We start from the raw sequence: 14,140 nt of genomic DNA on the forward strand, positions 1-14,140 counted from the left end.
ACCCGTTCCTCCCCTGATGCGCTTTTTTAGAAGCGGTAACCCACGGTCAGCGTCACCGCGTCATAATCGAAATCATGCGAGAAGCTGCTGGTGCCATGGGTGTAGATCAGGCCGATACGCAACTGCTCGGCCCGGCTCTTCTGCTCAACCTCGCGGGTGCGGATGCCCACGCTCAGCGCCGCTTCATGCACATTTTCATAAGCTTGCGGATCGCCGGTCAGCTTGGTCCAGGTGTAGCTGGCGCGCATCGATCCCTGCCGCCCGCCGAACATCCGTCCCTTGAACGGCAATTGATAGGCGATGCCGTTGCGGAACGCCCAGACATCCTCCTTGAAATAGAAGGGCAGCTTCTTGCCGATGCCGATATCGGTGGTGGTGGACCATCCAACCATATTGCCGATGGTCAGGTCGCCGCGGCCCACCTGCGCGATCTTGTAGCGGCTGGTGGCGGACAGGGTCAGCACTTCGTTGCTGGCGCCGAAATAGCCGTCATTGTCGCTCACGCCATAGGCGACGCGCGGGGTGATGAGCCAGTTGGGCTGCACCGGTATTTCGACGCCCGTCGACAGCGTGCCCAGAATCGTGGTCTGGCCGTCATTGACGTGCAGGACATTGAGGATCGGATCGATCAGCACGCGGGCGCGGCTGCCTTCCGAGGGACGGAACGCCTTTTGATAGCGTAGTTCGTAGCGCTGGCCCTCGGCCCCTGCGCCGCCCCAATAGGTGAAGGCGCCGCCGATCGTGTCGGCATCGCCCTCCATGTCGAATCCGGGCGTGTCCGGGTCATCGTCATAGTCGAGGTCGTTGAGATTGAGTGCGGTCGTGACCGCCGTATGTTGCAGGCTGTTGGGACTGCCGATGCTCGCATAATAAGGCGACGCGAACGCCGTACCCGGCACGAGCGCCGCCACCGCGGCCGCGATCAGAAACTTCTTCATCGATATTACCCCTCTTGATGCGCCGGCTTCCCATTTCCCGCGCAAACCCTCAGATATTCCGCGTCAGGACGATCCCCCGATCTCGTCCGGCTCCAGGTCGCGCACGACGCGCAAGCCTGCGTCCTGCCGGCGCTTGCCGGGCGGGACGGTGAAGCGATTGGCCGATCGCAGCGCATCGGGCGCGCTCTCGAACGATCCGCCGCGCATGATCCGCGCGCGGCAGGACGTATCGGTGCAGCCCGACGTCCATTCCCACACGTTGCCCTGCATCTGGTTGAGGCCGAAGGCATTGGCGGGATAGCTGTTCACCGCTTCGGGATAGCCGCGATAGGGCGCGGTATCCGATCCGTGATAGCGGGCGGTATGATCATAATTGGCCATGGACGGCCCGATATCGTCGCCCCAGGGAAAGGCCGACGGCGCGCCGCCGCGGCTGGCATATTCCCATTCCTGTTCGCTCGGCAGGCGATAGGCGCGGCCCGACTGGACCGTCAGCCAGGCGACGAAGGCCTGGGCGTCCTCATAGCTGATGTCGGTCGCCGGGATCAGCGGATTGGGATTGTCCTTGGACCAATTGCCCAGCTTCGTGCAGGCATTGTCGCGCACGCAGGCATTCCATTCTGCGATCGTCACTTCATAGACGCCGATGGCGAAGGGTCGGTCGATTCTCATTTCGGCCTGCACCGCCTCATCCCCGCCGCGCCCCGGTTCCGAGAGGGGGGACCCGAATGGTGTCAGCCCGGCCGGGATCGCCCGCATCCAGGGACAGTTGGCGCAATCGTAGAAACGATCGCTCGCCGCCCGGTCGCAGGAAATGAAGCAGGGCGGCGCGCCTTGCAGCCCATAGTCGAAGGTCGGCTTCTGGAAATTCTTGCCCGACGACAGCGCCACCCGGTCCGACACGCGCTTCAGGGCATCGGCGATATTCTGCTGCGGCCGGCGGATTTCCTCGGCCAGCACCTTGGAAAAGATGCCGTCGTCAAAGGCGACCTGGTCGGCGCTGGTGGAAAAGGCGACCAGATAGCCCTGGTCGGGCCGGATCGCGGCGGCGGTGGCGCGCACCATGCGGCGCAACCCCTTGCTGCCCGCCAGTTCGCCCACCGCGCTGGCCTCTGTCCCGGTTTCCGCCGCGATCATCTGGGTCAGCGACGGCGGCGGCGCGGGCAGGACGTTGCGGCACATGTCGAGCACGATCAGCACCGTCTTCGCGCCCGATCCCAGCAGATTATGGGTCAGCGCCGCGCGGGTCAGCGTCGCGCTTTCGGGCGTCAGGTCGCGGCCGGCATCGACCGGCAGCAGCATGACGTCGCCATAGCTGCCCAGCGCCGCGCCATGGCCGGAAAAATAGAGGGTGCCGAACGCCTTCGGCCCGGCCGCAGCCAGCTTCGCTCGGAAATCGGCGACGGCTTGCAACATCGCCTCACGCGACAGGTCGCGGCGCACCTGCACCGGACCGTCACCGCTGGCATCGGTGAAGCCGGTGGCGTTGAGCGCGGTCGCGACCTTGTCGCCATCGGCATAGGTGGAGCCGAGCTTGTCGAAGGCCTGATAGGCGCCGTTGACGATCACCAGCGCCAGCCGCGGCTCTTCCGCCGCGCGCGCGGGACCGGCCAGCGCGAGCAGCGCCAGCGCCAACATCGCCGCAAGCGCGCGGATCAGGCCGCCCTCCGGATGTGGACGGTTCATTTTGTCGCCTTGCGCGGCGCGAACTCGACCTGGGTCACGACCTGATCGACCCCGTCGACATGCAGGACCGCGTCATAGCGGCGCGCGGCCCTATAGGGTTCGGCCGGGCCGCCTCCGAACAGCTTGGCGAAGAAGCCGCCCAAACCGCGTCCCTTCTGGCAATAGGGAGCGACGCTGACCGCGCCGCCGCTCTGTTTGACCTCGTTCAGCCAGGCGCCCAACGGCAGCGGCGCTTCATTGTCGGCCGGATAGGGGGTGTCGAGATCGACCACCACCGGGCGGCCACGCCGCAGCTTGGCCTTGAGCGCGCGATCGAAGCGGGCGGGATCGGTAAAGCGCAGCGTCGGCTTCGCCACCGGGCGATCGCAACTCTTGAGCACGGGCGCGACTGGCGCGGCGGCGACCGGCGCCTGCCGGCCGGGATCGACAGCGGGACCGGGATTGACGGCGTGGACGGGCTGCTGCGCCTGTGGCTCCTGTGCAACAGGCTTTGGCGCGGGCGGCTCCGGCGGCAATATTCGCACGCCACGGCCCGCTGCGCCCTCCACAGCGGCTGGTTCGGACGGCGGAGCGTTATCCGCCTGCGTCAGGGCGTTTGCCGCTCCACCTGCAAAAAGCATAAAAGAAGCAACGACTATAGTGCAACGCAACACGGCCATTTGTCCGCTCCGAGTCAAGATATAGTTATTGCCCCGATTACCTTTCTGAGACTATGGATATATAGCTATTGAGGCAACAAAAAAGCGCGGGGGAATCCCAATGTCGAAGGGGCGACGTGGACTCTGGGCAACAGTATTGACCGGCTTTGTCACAATAATGACTAATCCAGGTTACGCCCATGCTGAAACGCGCGCCTTGCTGGTGGGGGCGTGGCAGTTTCAGTCCAAGTTGATCATGGACCTGGTGGGGCCGGAAAATGATCTGGCGGCCATGGAGGCGTTGATTCGCGGTCAGGGCGCGAGCGACGTCACCGTCCTGCGCAATGACGGCGTCAGCCGCACCACGGTCGAAACCGCGCTCCATGCGCTGGGCCTGCGGTCCAGGCCGGGCGACTGGATCTTTCTCTATTATACCGGCCATGGCGCGCTGGCCGAAGCCGCGGTCAAGGGTACGCGCGACGGCGATACCGACCAGTTCCTGCCGCTGCCCGGCTTCGATCCCGACGTAAAGGATGCCGAGCGCTTCATCGTCGACAAGGATTTCTACACCTGGCTGTCCCTGTACGTGCCGAAGGGGGTGCAGGTGCTGATGATGGCCGATACCTGCCATTCCGGCACGCTGCATCGGTCGGTCGATCCGCGCGCCATGGGCATGACCCCGCGGCTGACGCTGGGCGCGCGCAATGTGGAGCTGGGGTCGCGCCCGGCCCCGCGCTTCGCCAGCGTGCTGGCGTCCGGTGACGCCGCCCCGGTCAGCGCCACCCGCGACGACCTGCCCAACCTCTATTATATCAGTGCGGCGCGCGACGATCAGATCGCCTGGGAAAATGCGCTGCCGGTGGAAGGCGCGCCGACCCGCGGCTTCCTGACCTGGTCGTTCGAACAGGGCGTGACCACGGCGCGCGCCGACGGGAAGGGGATGGCCGCCGACCAGGATGGCGACGGCATATTGTCGATCGCCGAACTGGGCGCCTATCTCAACGTCCAGGTGCGGATGCTGAGCGGCCAGCGACAGGAAAGCAATACCGTCATCCCGCCGGGGCGGGAAGGGCAGGGGCTGTTCGCCACCGTCCCGCCGCCACCCGCGCCGCCGGCCCCGCCGCCGCTGCCCGGACTCTATGTCGCGGACCTGAAGGCGCGCGCCAGCGTCAGCGGCGACCATCCCTGGCGCATTCTGACCGATGGCCAGGGCGCAGACTTTGTGTGGGACGCGCGGGCGCAGGCGATGCTGCGCCGCACCGGCGACATCGTGGCGCAGAATGTGAAAAGCCCGGCGCAGGTCCGCGGCGTCATCGACAAATGGGCGGCGCTGGAGGCGCTGCGTCCGCTCCTGTCGGAACGCAGCGCGCGGCTGATGGTCGGCCCGCTCGACAATGGCGCGCGCTATCCGTCCGGTGCGCCGGTCACGCTGGCATTGGCCCCGGTTCAGGCGCAAACGGGGGATGGCGCGGTTGCGCCCGGCCCGCACTATGCGACCGTGTTCAACATCGCGTCCGACGGCACGGTGCAACGACTCTTCCCGGTCGCCGCGTCGGACGGGAAGGGCGAACTGGCCGCCGGCCAGTTGCTGCCCGTCCTCGACAGCCAGGTCATTCCGCCCTTTGGCGCGGACCATGTCGTTGCGCTGGTGACGCCGCGACCGCCCGACGATTTCCGCCTGCTGCTGCGCACGGTCGAGAACCAGCGCGCCGCCGCCCGGCTGGTCGGCCCGATCCGCGACCTGATCGCCAGGGCCGGGGCGCAGGCCAGCCTGTCGATCGGCGAACTCTACACCGGCAACTGACGATGCCGCCGCGCGCCTCAGTTGCTCAGGATCACGGTCCGGCTTCTGGCAGCGCTCTTATTGCCGATATCGACCCGATATTGGCCCGACGCGCGCGGCGTGACGGCGCAGACCGGGGCGTAATCGGCATTGTCGTCCAGGCAGAGCTGCTTGCCCGACGCATCGAGCAGGCGGATATACATGTTGGTGCCGATATCGCCGATCGCGCCGATGCGCAGCGGCTCGCCACCCTTGGCGGTAACGTTGAAGCGATAGGCGTTGCGCGGATTGACGTCGAGCACGCGCCGCACCAGCCCCTTGCCGAAGGCGGAGGCGACCACGCCGCGGCCCGACGCCGACTGCGCCAGCCGGATTTGCAGCAACAGCGCCTGATCGTCGCGCGCCAGCGCCTTCGCCTCGGCGAACAGCGCGTCGGGGGAAAAGGCGGCGTCGCCCTGCGCCGGGGTCGCGCCATCGGTCATCGGCACCTGCTGCAACATCCGCGCGGCGGTCAGCATCGCATGGGGATCACGCTCGCGCCGGGCGAAGTCGGCGACCTGCCGCGCGGCGATCGCCTGGGCGAAGGGATCGGCGGGCGCGGCGGGGGGCGTGGCCGCAGGGACGACTGGTGGAGGAGTGGCTGGCGGCGGCACCGCCTCCTGCGCTGCGACGGGACCATAAAGCGCCATCATCGCCACACCCGCGATCAGGAATTTCCGCATCATGTCCAACCCTCTCGGTAAGATCTTCTCGTCCCCTGTGGATACCGCCGCAGCGGTGGGAAAGCCAGTGCTTGCGGGCGGCGCGGAACTGGCGGGCTATGCGCACAAGCACTTGTCGGCGCTGGTCGGCGCGGTCGGCGGCGAAGGACGCTACGCCGCCTTCATCAGCTACAGCCATGCCGACATGAAGGTCGCGCGCTGGCTGCACCGCGCGATCGAAAATTACCGCGTGCCAAGCGGGCTGGTGGGAACGGCGGGCGATCGCGGCCCGATCCCCGCCCGGCTGCGCCCGATCTTCCGCGACGAGGATGAACTGGCGGGGGCCGCCGAACTCGGCCCCAAATTGCAGGGCGCGCTCGCCCGGTCCGACGCGCTGATCGTCATCTGCTCGCCCACGGCGGCGCGATCGGTCTGGGTGGACAAGGAAATCCGGTCCTTCAAGCGCTGCAATCCCGACGCGCCGGTCTTCGCGTTGATCGCCGCTGGAGTGCCCGGCGATCCCGACACCGACTGTTTCCCCGCGCCCCTGCTGTTCGCGCTGGACGCGGCGGGCGAACTGGATCGCAGCCAGCCGCTCGAACCGCTGGCGCCGGATTTGCAGAAGAACGAGCGCCATGTCGTCAAGCTCAAGCTGATCGCAGGCTTGCTCGGCGCGCCCTATGCCGCGCTCTATCGCCGTGACCAGCGCCGCAGCCGGCGAATCGCCGCCGCCCTCTCCGTCGCCGCGCTGCTGCTGATCCTGGTGCTGAGCGGCCTGTCGATCGCCGCCTTCACCTATGCCCGGATGGCGGTGCAGCAGCGCAACGAGGCGCAGGCCGCGCGCAAACTGGCGGAGCAGAACGCCGACAAGGCGGAGCGCCGCGCCTGGCTGGCCCAGGTCGCCGCGCAGGAGGTGCGCCGCATGGTGGCCGAAGGCGAAAGCTGCCCGCGGCCGTGAGCCGATCCGCGCCCTAGTCCCGCCAACTCGGATCGATCCGGTCGATTCGCCGCACCATCGTCTGGAAATCAGGCACGCCCGGCCCAACCGGCAGTTGCACGGCGCTCAGGTCGCGCTGATGCACCGCGATCACCTCGGCCGGAATATCGATCGGCGTCCCCGCCGCGCCGGCCGCAACCTGGATTTCGCAGGCCCGCTGCAACAGCCAATGGGTCAGGAAGGCTTCGGGCAGGCTGCCCGCCATCACCAGCGTCCCATGATTGCGCAGCAGCATGACGCGCCGGTCGCCCAGATTGGCGATCAGCCGCTCTCCCTCATCGGCGCGAATCGTGATGCCCTCAAAATCATGATAGGCGATTCGTCCGATGAAGGCGGCGGCATAGAAGCTGATCGGTTTCAGCCCCTCGGCGCAGGCGCTCACCGCCATCCCCGCAGTCGTATGGGTGTGGATGATGCAATGGGCGTCGGGCAGATGCCGGTGAAACACGCTATGCTGGGTGAAGCCCGCACGGTTGACGGGATAGGGGCTGCCGTCCAGCACCTGACCGTCTATGTCGATCTTGACAAGGTTGGACGCGGTCACCTCGTCATAGCCCAGGCCAAAGGGATTGATCAGAAAAGCGCCGTTTTCCTGCGGTACGCGCAGCGTAATATGGTTGTAGATCAGCTCCGACCAGCCCATATGGTCGAAGATACGGTAGCAGGCGGCAAGCTGCTGGCGCGCTGCCCATTCGGCGGCGGGCATATCGGGGCGTTTGGCGGCTGTAGCCATGGCGATCCTCCACTATTTTTATGCCGCCACTATCCGCCCGCATGCTCGGCTTGTCGAGTATGAAGGCTTTAGGGTTGAGTTTACACGACTCTGCTGATAGGGCGCCGCCCACATGGCGTAGGGCGACCTGCGACGACTCACTGGCTTTGCTATTCGGTCGGCCCGTCGGGAAGGATGTGAAAATCCCGGCGAACCGCTCGTTTTCGATTGGAGATAGACGGACTTATGCAGATCATCGTTCGCGACAACAATGTCGACCAGGCTCTTCGCGCGCTCAAGAAGAAGCTGCAGCGTGAAGGCGTGTATCGCGAAATGAAGCTGCGTCGTCACTACGAGAAGCCTTCGGAAAAGCGCGCCCGCGAAAAGGCTGCCGCTGTGCGTCGCGCCCGCAAGATGGATCGCAAGCGCGCTGAGCGCGACGGCGCGAAGTAAGCGCTATCGGGGCGGTCCCCGGCCTGTGCGCCATCGCCGCCCCATATTCTGCCGAACACCCTGCCCTTAATTTGCGAGAGCATGCGCCATGTCCACGACGGCCGTACCCCTTCGTCCTATCGCCAAGGGGTCGCTGACGCGCCTCTGGATCGGTGTCGCCGCGATTGCGCTGGCGGCCGGTGGCCTCGCCTGGGCGGGCCAGCAGGGCGTTGAGGCTTCGCCGTCGGCGTTCCTGACGCAGAACACGCATGCGGACGGCGTGGTGACCACCGAGTCGGGCCTGCAATACAAGGTTCTGTCGGAAGGCGCGGGCGCCAGCCCGACCCCCGCCGACGTGGCGCTGGTCGGCTATAAGGGCACGTTGCTGGACGGCACGGTGTTCGACGAGAATCCGCAGGCGCCGATGCCGATCGACGGCGTCGTGCCGGGCTTCTCCGAAGGGCTGCAAAAGATGAAGAAGGGCGGCAAGTACCGCCTCTGGATTCCGCCGCAGCTGGGCTATGGCGACCAGGCGGCCGGCCCGATCCCGGCCGGCTCGGTACTGGTGTTCGACGTCACGCTGCACGACTTCAAGTCGAAGGCCGAACTGATGCAGTTGCAGCAGCAGATGCAGCAACAGCAGGGCGGGCCGCAGGGCGCGATGCCGCCGGGTGCCGGGCCGCAGCCGGGCAACTAAGCCGGTTAAGCCAGAACCAATCGCGAAAAGGGGCCGGTCATCACGGCCCCTTTTTCTTGGCCTGGATCAGGCTCGATCAGGCGTGACCCTGGCACACGCTGTCATCCTCGGCGCTCAGGCCAAAGGCCAGCGCATCGGCGCTGCCGACCCTCTCTTCCCCGGCGAATAGCTTGTCGAGTCGCGCCTTGATGTCGCGGCGATAGGCGGCCGTGGCGACCGATCGGGATGCGGAGACTTCGATGTCGCAGGCGATCGCGCCCTTGATCCGTTCGATCGCGGGTTCGTCCAGCACCCCGGCGCGGCGGAGCTCCTGGCAGAGTTGCAGCAGTCCCGCCGCGGTCGCATGGGCGCGCAGGCCGACATTGCTCAGGTCGAAATGCAGCTTCTTCTGTTTGTCCAACGGAACGGTCATGATGGCATCCTCTCGAATCTTATGAGCCTATCATAATTCCAACCGTGGAACAGGCCATCCCGTTCCCTGCGCCATCAGGCCTCAGGCCTCAGGCCGCAGGCTTCGGCACGACCACAGCCGGGTTCCGCTCCTTCATCGCCTTGGAGCGTTCCTCCAGATAGACTTTGATCATCGCCACGATCGGATCGGCCAGGAACAGCCCCATGATGCCGAACAATGCGCCGAACAATATCTGCGCGCCCAGCACCAGCGCCGGGGCCAGGTCGGTCGCGCGCTTCGCCACCATCGGCACGATCAGGTAACCGTCGATGATCTGCACCACCATATAGACGCCAAAGGCATAGAGGCCGGTGTCGGTCCCCCCGGAAAAGCCGACCAGGATGATGAGCACGCCCGATATGATCGACCCGATATTGGGCAGGAAGGCGAACAGGCCGGTCAATATGCCCAGCAGCCCCGCCATCGGCACGCCACCGGCCCACAGCAGCAGCCAGGTGCCTACGCCCTCCACCGCCATGCCGATCAGCCGCCCGAACATCAACCGGCGCAGCGTCCAGCCCATCTTGTCGGCGACGCGGTAGAAATGGGCGCGCTTCTCGATCGGCAGCATCCAGGCGACGCCGCGCTCATATAATTTGGGTTCGACCGCGATGAAGATCGCCAGCACCAACATCATCACGCCGCTGGTGATCGCGCCCACAGCCGTGCCGACCGCGGCGGTGACCCGGCCCATGCTGCTCATCGCCTGGGTCGCCAGGCCTTTCAGGTCCGACGGGGTCGCGCTGATGCCCAGTTGCTGCATCCAGCCGCCGATGCGCATCACCTGCGCCTCGACGATGGTGCGCATCGCCTGCGCCTGCGCCGCCAGGCTCGATCCGGTGAGGTAGAAGGTATAGGCCATGAACGCGACCGCGCCCAGCAGCACGATGGTCAGCCGCCAGCCGCGCGATATCGGCAGGATGCGGCCCAGCAGGCGGGTGCCGCCATCCATCATCGTCGCCAGCACCAGCGCGCCCAAGATCAGCATCAGCGGTTGCGCGAGAATGACGACCAGCGCCACCGCGATAGCGAGCGCGAACCAGACGCCCGCGCGCTTCAATTCCTCCTGGACGAGCGGGCTGCGGACTTCGCTGGGACCGGGTTCTTCGACATGAAATGCCTGCGCGTCGCTCAAAACCCTATGCCCCTTTCAAATCATTGCGGGGGTGCAACGCTCTGTGGACGCAGGCTGTTCCCGGCCCGGCCGCTGCGCAGCGCATGGACCCAGCTGAGCGGGTTCCAGGTGGCGTCGCCGTCCAGGCTGAATGTGATGAACTCCGCCCGGCCGCCAATCGCCTCCCATGGCACCGGACCGCCCAGGCCGTTTTCTTCCAACGGCGCGCGGCTGTCGGCGCTATTGTCGCGATTGTCGCCCATCAGGAAGACATGGTCGGCCGGCACCCGCACCGGGCCATACCAGTCGAGCGCGCTCGGCCCCATGTCGATCGTGACATAGGTCTTGCCGTTGGGCAGGATTTCCTGCCGCACCGGCAGCTCGCAATAGTCCCTGCCGTCCTTGCCCGTCACCAATGCGCCGGGGAATTGCAGCGGCGGGCAGGGGGCGTTGCCGTCGACGGCCAGACGCAGGGGTTTCAGCATCTTCTGCTTCACCGCCACGCCGTTCAGGATCACCTGGCCGCCGCGCACCTCGATAATGTCGCCGGGCAGGCCGATCACCCGCTTGATATAATCCTCCCGACGGTTCTGGGGCGACACGATGACGATGTCGCCGCGGTCGGGCAGGCGGCCCAGCACCCGACCCTTCAGGAAGGGCAGGGGGTGGAAACTGGGCGAGACATAGGACCAGCCATAGGGAAATTTGCTCACCACCAGCCGGTCGCCGGTCAGCAGCACCGGCATCATCGATTCGCTGGGAATGTAGAAGGGCTTGGCCACGAAGCTGTGGAAGGCCAGCACGGCCAGGATCAGCAGGACGATGCTTTTGAGTTCCTGCCACCAGTTGACGGCGGATCGCTGCGCGTCGTCCCCCTGTGGCGCATCGGAAAGAACCGTCTCTTCGGGCAGGTCGATGGCCGTCACGGGCGGGCTTTCGCTAGGGGGAAGGTTGCTCACTGGGGCAGGGCTTCGATGATGACGAAGGCCTGCGCCCATGGATGATCGTCGGTGAGCGTCAGGTGAATGACAGGCTTATGCCCCGCCGGCACCATCGATTCGAGCCGCGCCAGCGCGCCGCCGGTCAGCTTGAGCGTCGGCGCGCCGGACGGGGCGTTGACCACGCCGATATCCTTCATGAACACGCCCGCCTTGAAGCCAGTGCCGACCGCCTTGGAGAAAGCCTCCTTGGCGGCGAAGCGCTTGGCCAGGGTCCCAGCCTTGGTGAAGGGGCGGCGATTGCCCTTGGCCTGTTCGACCTCGGTGAAGACGCGCTGTTCGAAGCGCTGTCCGAACCGGTCGAGCGAGTTCTGGATACGCTCGATATTGCAGAGGTCGGAGCCGAGGCCGATGATCACGCGCCCCTCACTTTCACCGCGCCAGCTCCATCTGCCGCCGCATCTCTCTAATGCTGCCCTCCAGCCCGCCGAACAACGCCTCGCCGATCAGGAAATGGCCGATATTGAGTTCGGCGACCTGCGGAATGGCGGCGATCGGGGCGACATTGTCGAAGGTCAGGCCGTGGCCGGCATGGGGTTCGATCCCGTTCTTGGCCGCCAGCGCGGCGGCGTCGGCGATCCGGCGCAGTTCGGCCGCGCGCGCCTCGCCGCTCAGATGGGCGTAGGCGCCGGTGTGGAATTCCACCACCGGCGCGCCCAGCCGGATCGCTGCGTCGATCTGGCGCGCGTCCGCCTCGATGAACAGGCTGACGCGAATCCCCGCATCGGCCAGCGCCGCGACGACGGGCTTCAACGTCTCGAACTGCCCGGCGGCGTCCAGCCCGCCCTCGGTCGTGCGCTCCTCGCGCTTTTCCGGCACGATGCAGGCGGCGTGCGGCCGGTAGCGCAGGGCGATGTCCAGCATCTCCTGCGTCGCGGCCATCTCCAGATTGAGCGGCACGGTCAGCGCCGCCATCAGCGTCGCCACATCCGCGTCGCGAATATGCCGCCTGTCCTCGCGCAGATGGGCGGTGATGCCGTCCGCCCCGGCCTTCACCGCCAGCAGGGCGGCCTTGACCGGATCGGGATGCTCGCCCCCCCGCGCGTTGCGGATGGTCGCCACATGGTCGATATTGACGCCAAGGCGCAGGGGCGTGGTCATAAGGCCTATTGCTTCCGGCTGCCGGGCTTGATCGCCGGGATCGCCGCCAGTTCGGGCGGCACCGCATCTTCATCATAAACTGGGAAATTGATGGAGACGAGCGGGTAGAAAGGCACGCCCAGATCGACTTCGCCCGCCGACCGGTCGACCAGCGCGACTTCGGCGACGACAATGCCGCCTTCCGCCTCGACCGCTTCGATCGCCTGGCGCGACGACAGGCCGGTGGTCACGACGTCCTCGACCATCAGCACCTTCTGCCCCGGCGTGATCGCAAAGCCGCGACGCAGTTCGAACACGCCCTCCGGCCGCTCCAGAAACACCGCATCCTTGTCCAGCGCGCGGCCGACTTCATGGCCGATGATCAGGCCGCCCATCGCCGGCGACACCACCAGATCGATCTCCTGCCGCACTTCGCGCGGTAATTTCTGCACCGTGGCGCGGGCCAGCTTGCCGGCCCGTTCGGCGTTCATCAGCACGCGCGCGCATTGCAGATAATTGGCGCTGCGCCGCCCGGACGACAGGATGAAATGTCCTTCGAGCAGCGCCCCCGCCGCCCGGAATTCCGCCAATACTTCCTCATCTGTCATGCCGTCATATATCCATGTCGGGCGGCCCGTCGCCTGTTCGCGCGGCCCGCCAATCCGTCAGCACGACGCACCTGTGGCGCGCCATGATCGCGCCCCTGTGCGCGGACCAGCGAAATAGGCGGCCAAGGGGAGCGTTGCAACAGCGAAGAAAATCTGCTCCTGCGTGCTTGAGGCACGGGAAAACCATGCCTATAAGCCGCGGCAGAACCGACCGGACGAGGATCATGCGCTTCTTGCGCGTCTTCGTTGCAGCGGCGCCAAGGGGTTACGGGGTAAGAAGACGCTATGAAAAAGGTGAAATCGCTCGTTCTCGCCGGGTTGTTGGCCGTTGCGCCAGCGCTTGGCATGAACGGACATGCGCTGGCGCAGGACAATGCCGTTGCGGCCGCGCCGGCTGCCGACAATGCCGCCGCGCCGGCCGAATCGGCCAACGCCGCCGCGCCGGTTGCTGAAGCTGCGCCCGCCGCCACGGTGGCCGCGCCGCCGCGGATGAAGCCGACCGAAGGCGTCGGTATGCCCAAGCCGGGCGAATTCACCCTGCAGGAGCAGTTCACGTCAACCGGCCATACCGCGCGCTGGCTGCATGACGTGATGCTGCTGCCGCTGATCTTCGCGATCTCCATCTTCGTCCTGATCCTGATGATCTACGCGATGTGGAAATTCCGCCGCAGCGCCAATCCGATCCCGTCGAAGACCGCCCACAACACCATGATCGAGGTGATCTGGACCGTCTTGCCGGTCGTGATCCTGCTGGTCGTCGCGGTCCCCTCGATCGGCTTGCTGGCCGACCAGTATAAGCCCGCGCCCAAGGATGCCGTCGTCGTCAAGGTGACCGGCTATCAATGGTATTGGGGCTATGAATATCCCGACAACGGCATTCCCGAATTCGTTTCGAACATGCTGCCGGAAGACAAGGCGAAGGCCAATGGCGAGCCTTATCTGCTCGCGCCCGACAATCGTCTGGTCCTGCCCGCCGGCCGTCCGATCAAGCTGATCATCACCGGCGCCGACGTGATCCATGCCTTCGCCGTGCCCTCGCTCTGGGTGAAGATGGACGCCGTTCCGGGGCGCCTGAACGAGAAGAGCTTCACCATCGACAAGCCGGGCGTCTATTACGGCCAGTGTTCGGAACTGTGCGGCGCCCGCCACGGCTTCATGCCGATCGCGATCGAAGCGCTGCCCCCGGCCCAGTTCGACCAGTGGGTGCTGTCGCAGGGCGGCAAGCCCGCCGGCGCAGCGGCTGCGGAAAAAACGGCTGACGCCGCGCCCGCAGCCCCCGCCGCCGACAAGAAAATCTGATCAGGG

General features: G+C 66.2%; 16 protein-coding genes. 5 read left to right on the top strand and 11 right to left on the bottom strand.

All coding sequences use genetic code 11. The features are described 5' to 3' along the window. Window positions 1–26 precede the first annotated feature (26 nt). The 3 genes from sphantq_RS11360 to sphantq_RS11370 all read right to left on the bottom strand — a co-directional run bounded on the left by sphantq_RS11360 (window position 27) and on the right by sphantq_RS11370 (window position 3,244). On the bottom strand, window positions 27–938 hold the full coding sequence (locus tag sphantq_RS11360) for a hypothetical protein (protein WP_066599444.1): 912 nt from the start codon (window positions 936–938) through the stop codon (window positions 27–29). A gap of 63 nt (window positions 939–1,001) precedes the next feature. Beyond that, window positions 1,002–2,624, bottom strand: a complete 1,623-nt coding sequence (locus sphantq_RS11365; protein WP_129925635.1) for an SUMF1/EgtB/PvdO family nonheme iron enzyme — start codon at window positions 2,622–2,624, stop codon at window positions 1,002–1,004. Then, entirely contained in the window at window positions 2,621–3,244 is a 624-nt protein-coding gene (locus tag sphantq_RS11370; RefSeq protein WP_066599452.1) for a hypothetical protein, read from the bottom strand. The genes sphantq_RS11365 and sphantq_RS11370 overlap by 4 nt, the downstream gene beginning before the upstream one ends. 196 nt (window positions 3,245–3,440) lie before the next feature. Here sphantq_RS11370 and sphantq_RS11375 point away from each other — a divergent pair, with 196 nt between their 5' ends. Next, window positions 3,441–5,066, top strand: a complete 1,626-nt coding sequence (locus sphantq_RS11375; protein ID WP_272798546.1) for a caspase family protein — start codon at window positions 3,441–3,443, stop codon at window positions 5,064–5,066. Between the two features lie 17 nt (window positions 5,067–5,083). On the opposite strand, the gene sphantq_RS11380 is transcribed toward sphantq_RS11375, so the two are convergent. Beyond that, complete coding sequence (locus sphantq_RS11380; protein WP_129925637.1) at window positions 5,084–5,770, bottom strand: hypothetical protein; 687 nt, start codon at window positions 5,768–5,770, stop codon at window positions 5,084–5,086. Between sphantq_RS11380 and sphantq_RS11385 the strand changes: the two genes are divergently transcribed. Then, a complete protein-coding gene (locus sphantq_RS11385) occupies window positions 5,769–6,704 on the top strand; it encodes a toll/interleukin-1 receptor domain-containing protein (RefSeq protein WP_272798547.1) in 936 nt (311 codons plus the stop codon). The genes sphantq_RS11380 and sphantq_RS11385 overlap by 2 nt on opposite strands. 13 nt (window positions 6,705–6,717) lie before the next feature. Here sphantq_RS11385 and sphantq_RS11390 read toward each other — a convergent pair whose 3' ends face one another. Continuing rightward, window positions 6,718–7,476 carry a class II aldolase/adducin family protein gene (locus sphantq_RS11390; protein WP_272798548.1) on the bottom strand — a complete coding sequence of 253 codons (759 nt, stop codon included), beginning with the start codon at window positions 7,474–7,476 and terminating at the stop codon, window positions 6,718–6,720. Between the two features lie 225 nt (window positions 7,477–7,701). Between sphantq_RS11390 and rpsU the strand changes: the two genes are divergently transcribed. Both rpsU and sphantq_RS11400 read left to right on the top strand, forming a co-directional pair. Beyond that, entirely contained in the window at window positions 7,702–7,908 is a 207-nt protein-coding gene (rpsU, locus tag sphantq_RS11395) for a 30S ribosomal protein S21 (protein WP_006957190.1), read from the top strand. Window positions 7,909–7,996: 88 nt separating this feature from the next. After that, a complete protein-coding gene (locus sphantq_RS11400) occupies window positions 7,997–8,584 on the top strand; it encodes an FKBP-type peptidyl-prolyl cis-trans isomerase (RefSeq protein ID WP_272798549.1) in 588 nt (195 codons plus the stop codon). 76 nt (window positions 8,585–8,660) lie between these two features. On the opposite strand, the gene sphantq_RS11405 is transcribed toward sphantq_RS11400, so the two are convergent. The 6 genes from sphantq_RS11405 to pyrE form a co-directional block, all read right to left on the bottom strand. Further along, window positions 8,661–8,996 (bottom strand): hypothetical protein, encoded by a 336-nt coding sequence (locus tag sphantq_RS11405; RefSeq protein WP_066599465.1) that lies wholly within the window; start codon window positions 8,994–8,996, stop codon window positions 8,661–8,663. Between the two features lie 88 nt (window positions 8,997–9,084). Beyond that, on the bottom strand, window positions 9,085–10,170 hold the full coding sequence (locus tag sphantq_RS11410) for an AI-2E family transporter (protein ID WP_272798550.1): 1,086 nt from the start codon (window positions 10,168–10,170) through the stop codon (window positions 9,085–9,087). A 20-nt stretch (window positions 10,171–10,190) separates the two neighbouring features. Next, the gene (lepB, locus tag sphantq_RS11415; RefSeq protein ID WP_272798551.1) at window positions 10,191–11,075 is read right to left on the bottom strand and encodes a signal peptidase I; all 885 of its coding nucleotides are present in this window, start codon (window positions 11,073–11,075) and stop codon (window positions 10,191–10,193) included. 29 nt (window positions 11,076–11,104) lie between these two features. Beyond that, the gene (acpS, locus tag sphantq_RS11420; RefSeq protein WP_272798552.1) at window positions 11,105–11,506 is read right to left on the bottom strand and encodes a holo-ACP synthase; all 402 of its coding nucleotides are present in this window, start codon (window positions 11,504–11,506) and stop codon (window positions 11,105–11,107) included. Window positions 11,507–11,519: 13 nt separating this feature from the next. Further along, on the bottom strand, window positions 11,520–12,248 hold the full coding sequence (locus tag sphantq_RS11425; RefSeq protein ID WP_066599476.1) for a pyridoxine 5'-phosphate synthase: 729 nt from the start codon (window positions 12,246–12,248) through the stop codon (window positions 11,520–11,522). A gap of 5 nt (window positions 12,249–12,253) precedes the next feature. Then, window positions 12,254–12,835: an orotate phosphoribosyltransferase gene (pyrE, locus tag sphantq_RS11430; protein ID WP_066599478.1), complete on the bottom strand. Its 582-nt coding sequence runs from the start codon at window positions 12,833–12,835 to the stop codon at window positions 12,254–12,256. Between the two features lie 285 nt (window positions 12,836–13,120). Here pyrE and coxB point away from each other — a divergent pair, with 285 nt between their 5' ends. Then, complete coding sequence (coxB, locus tag sphantq_RS11435) at window positions 13,121–14,134, top strand: cytochrome c oxidase subunit II (protein WP_272798553.1); 1,014 nt, start codon at window positions 13,121–13,123, stop codon at window positions 14,132–14,134. Window positions 14,135–14,140: the final 6 nt, after the last annotated feature.

It is taken from the genome of Sphingobium sp. AntQ-1 (assembly GCF_028538045.1).
In the GTDB taxonomy this organism is placed as follows: Bacteria; Pseudomonadota; Alphaproteobacteria; order Sphingomonadales; family Sphingomonadaceae; genus Sphingobium; species Sphingobium cupriresistens.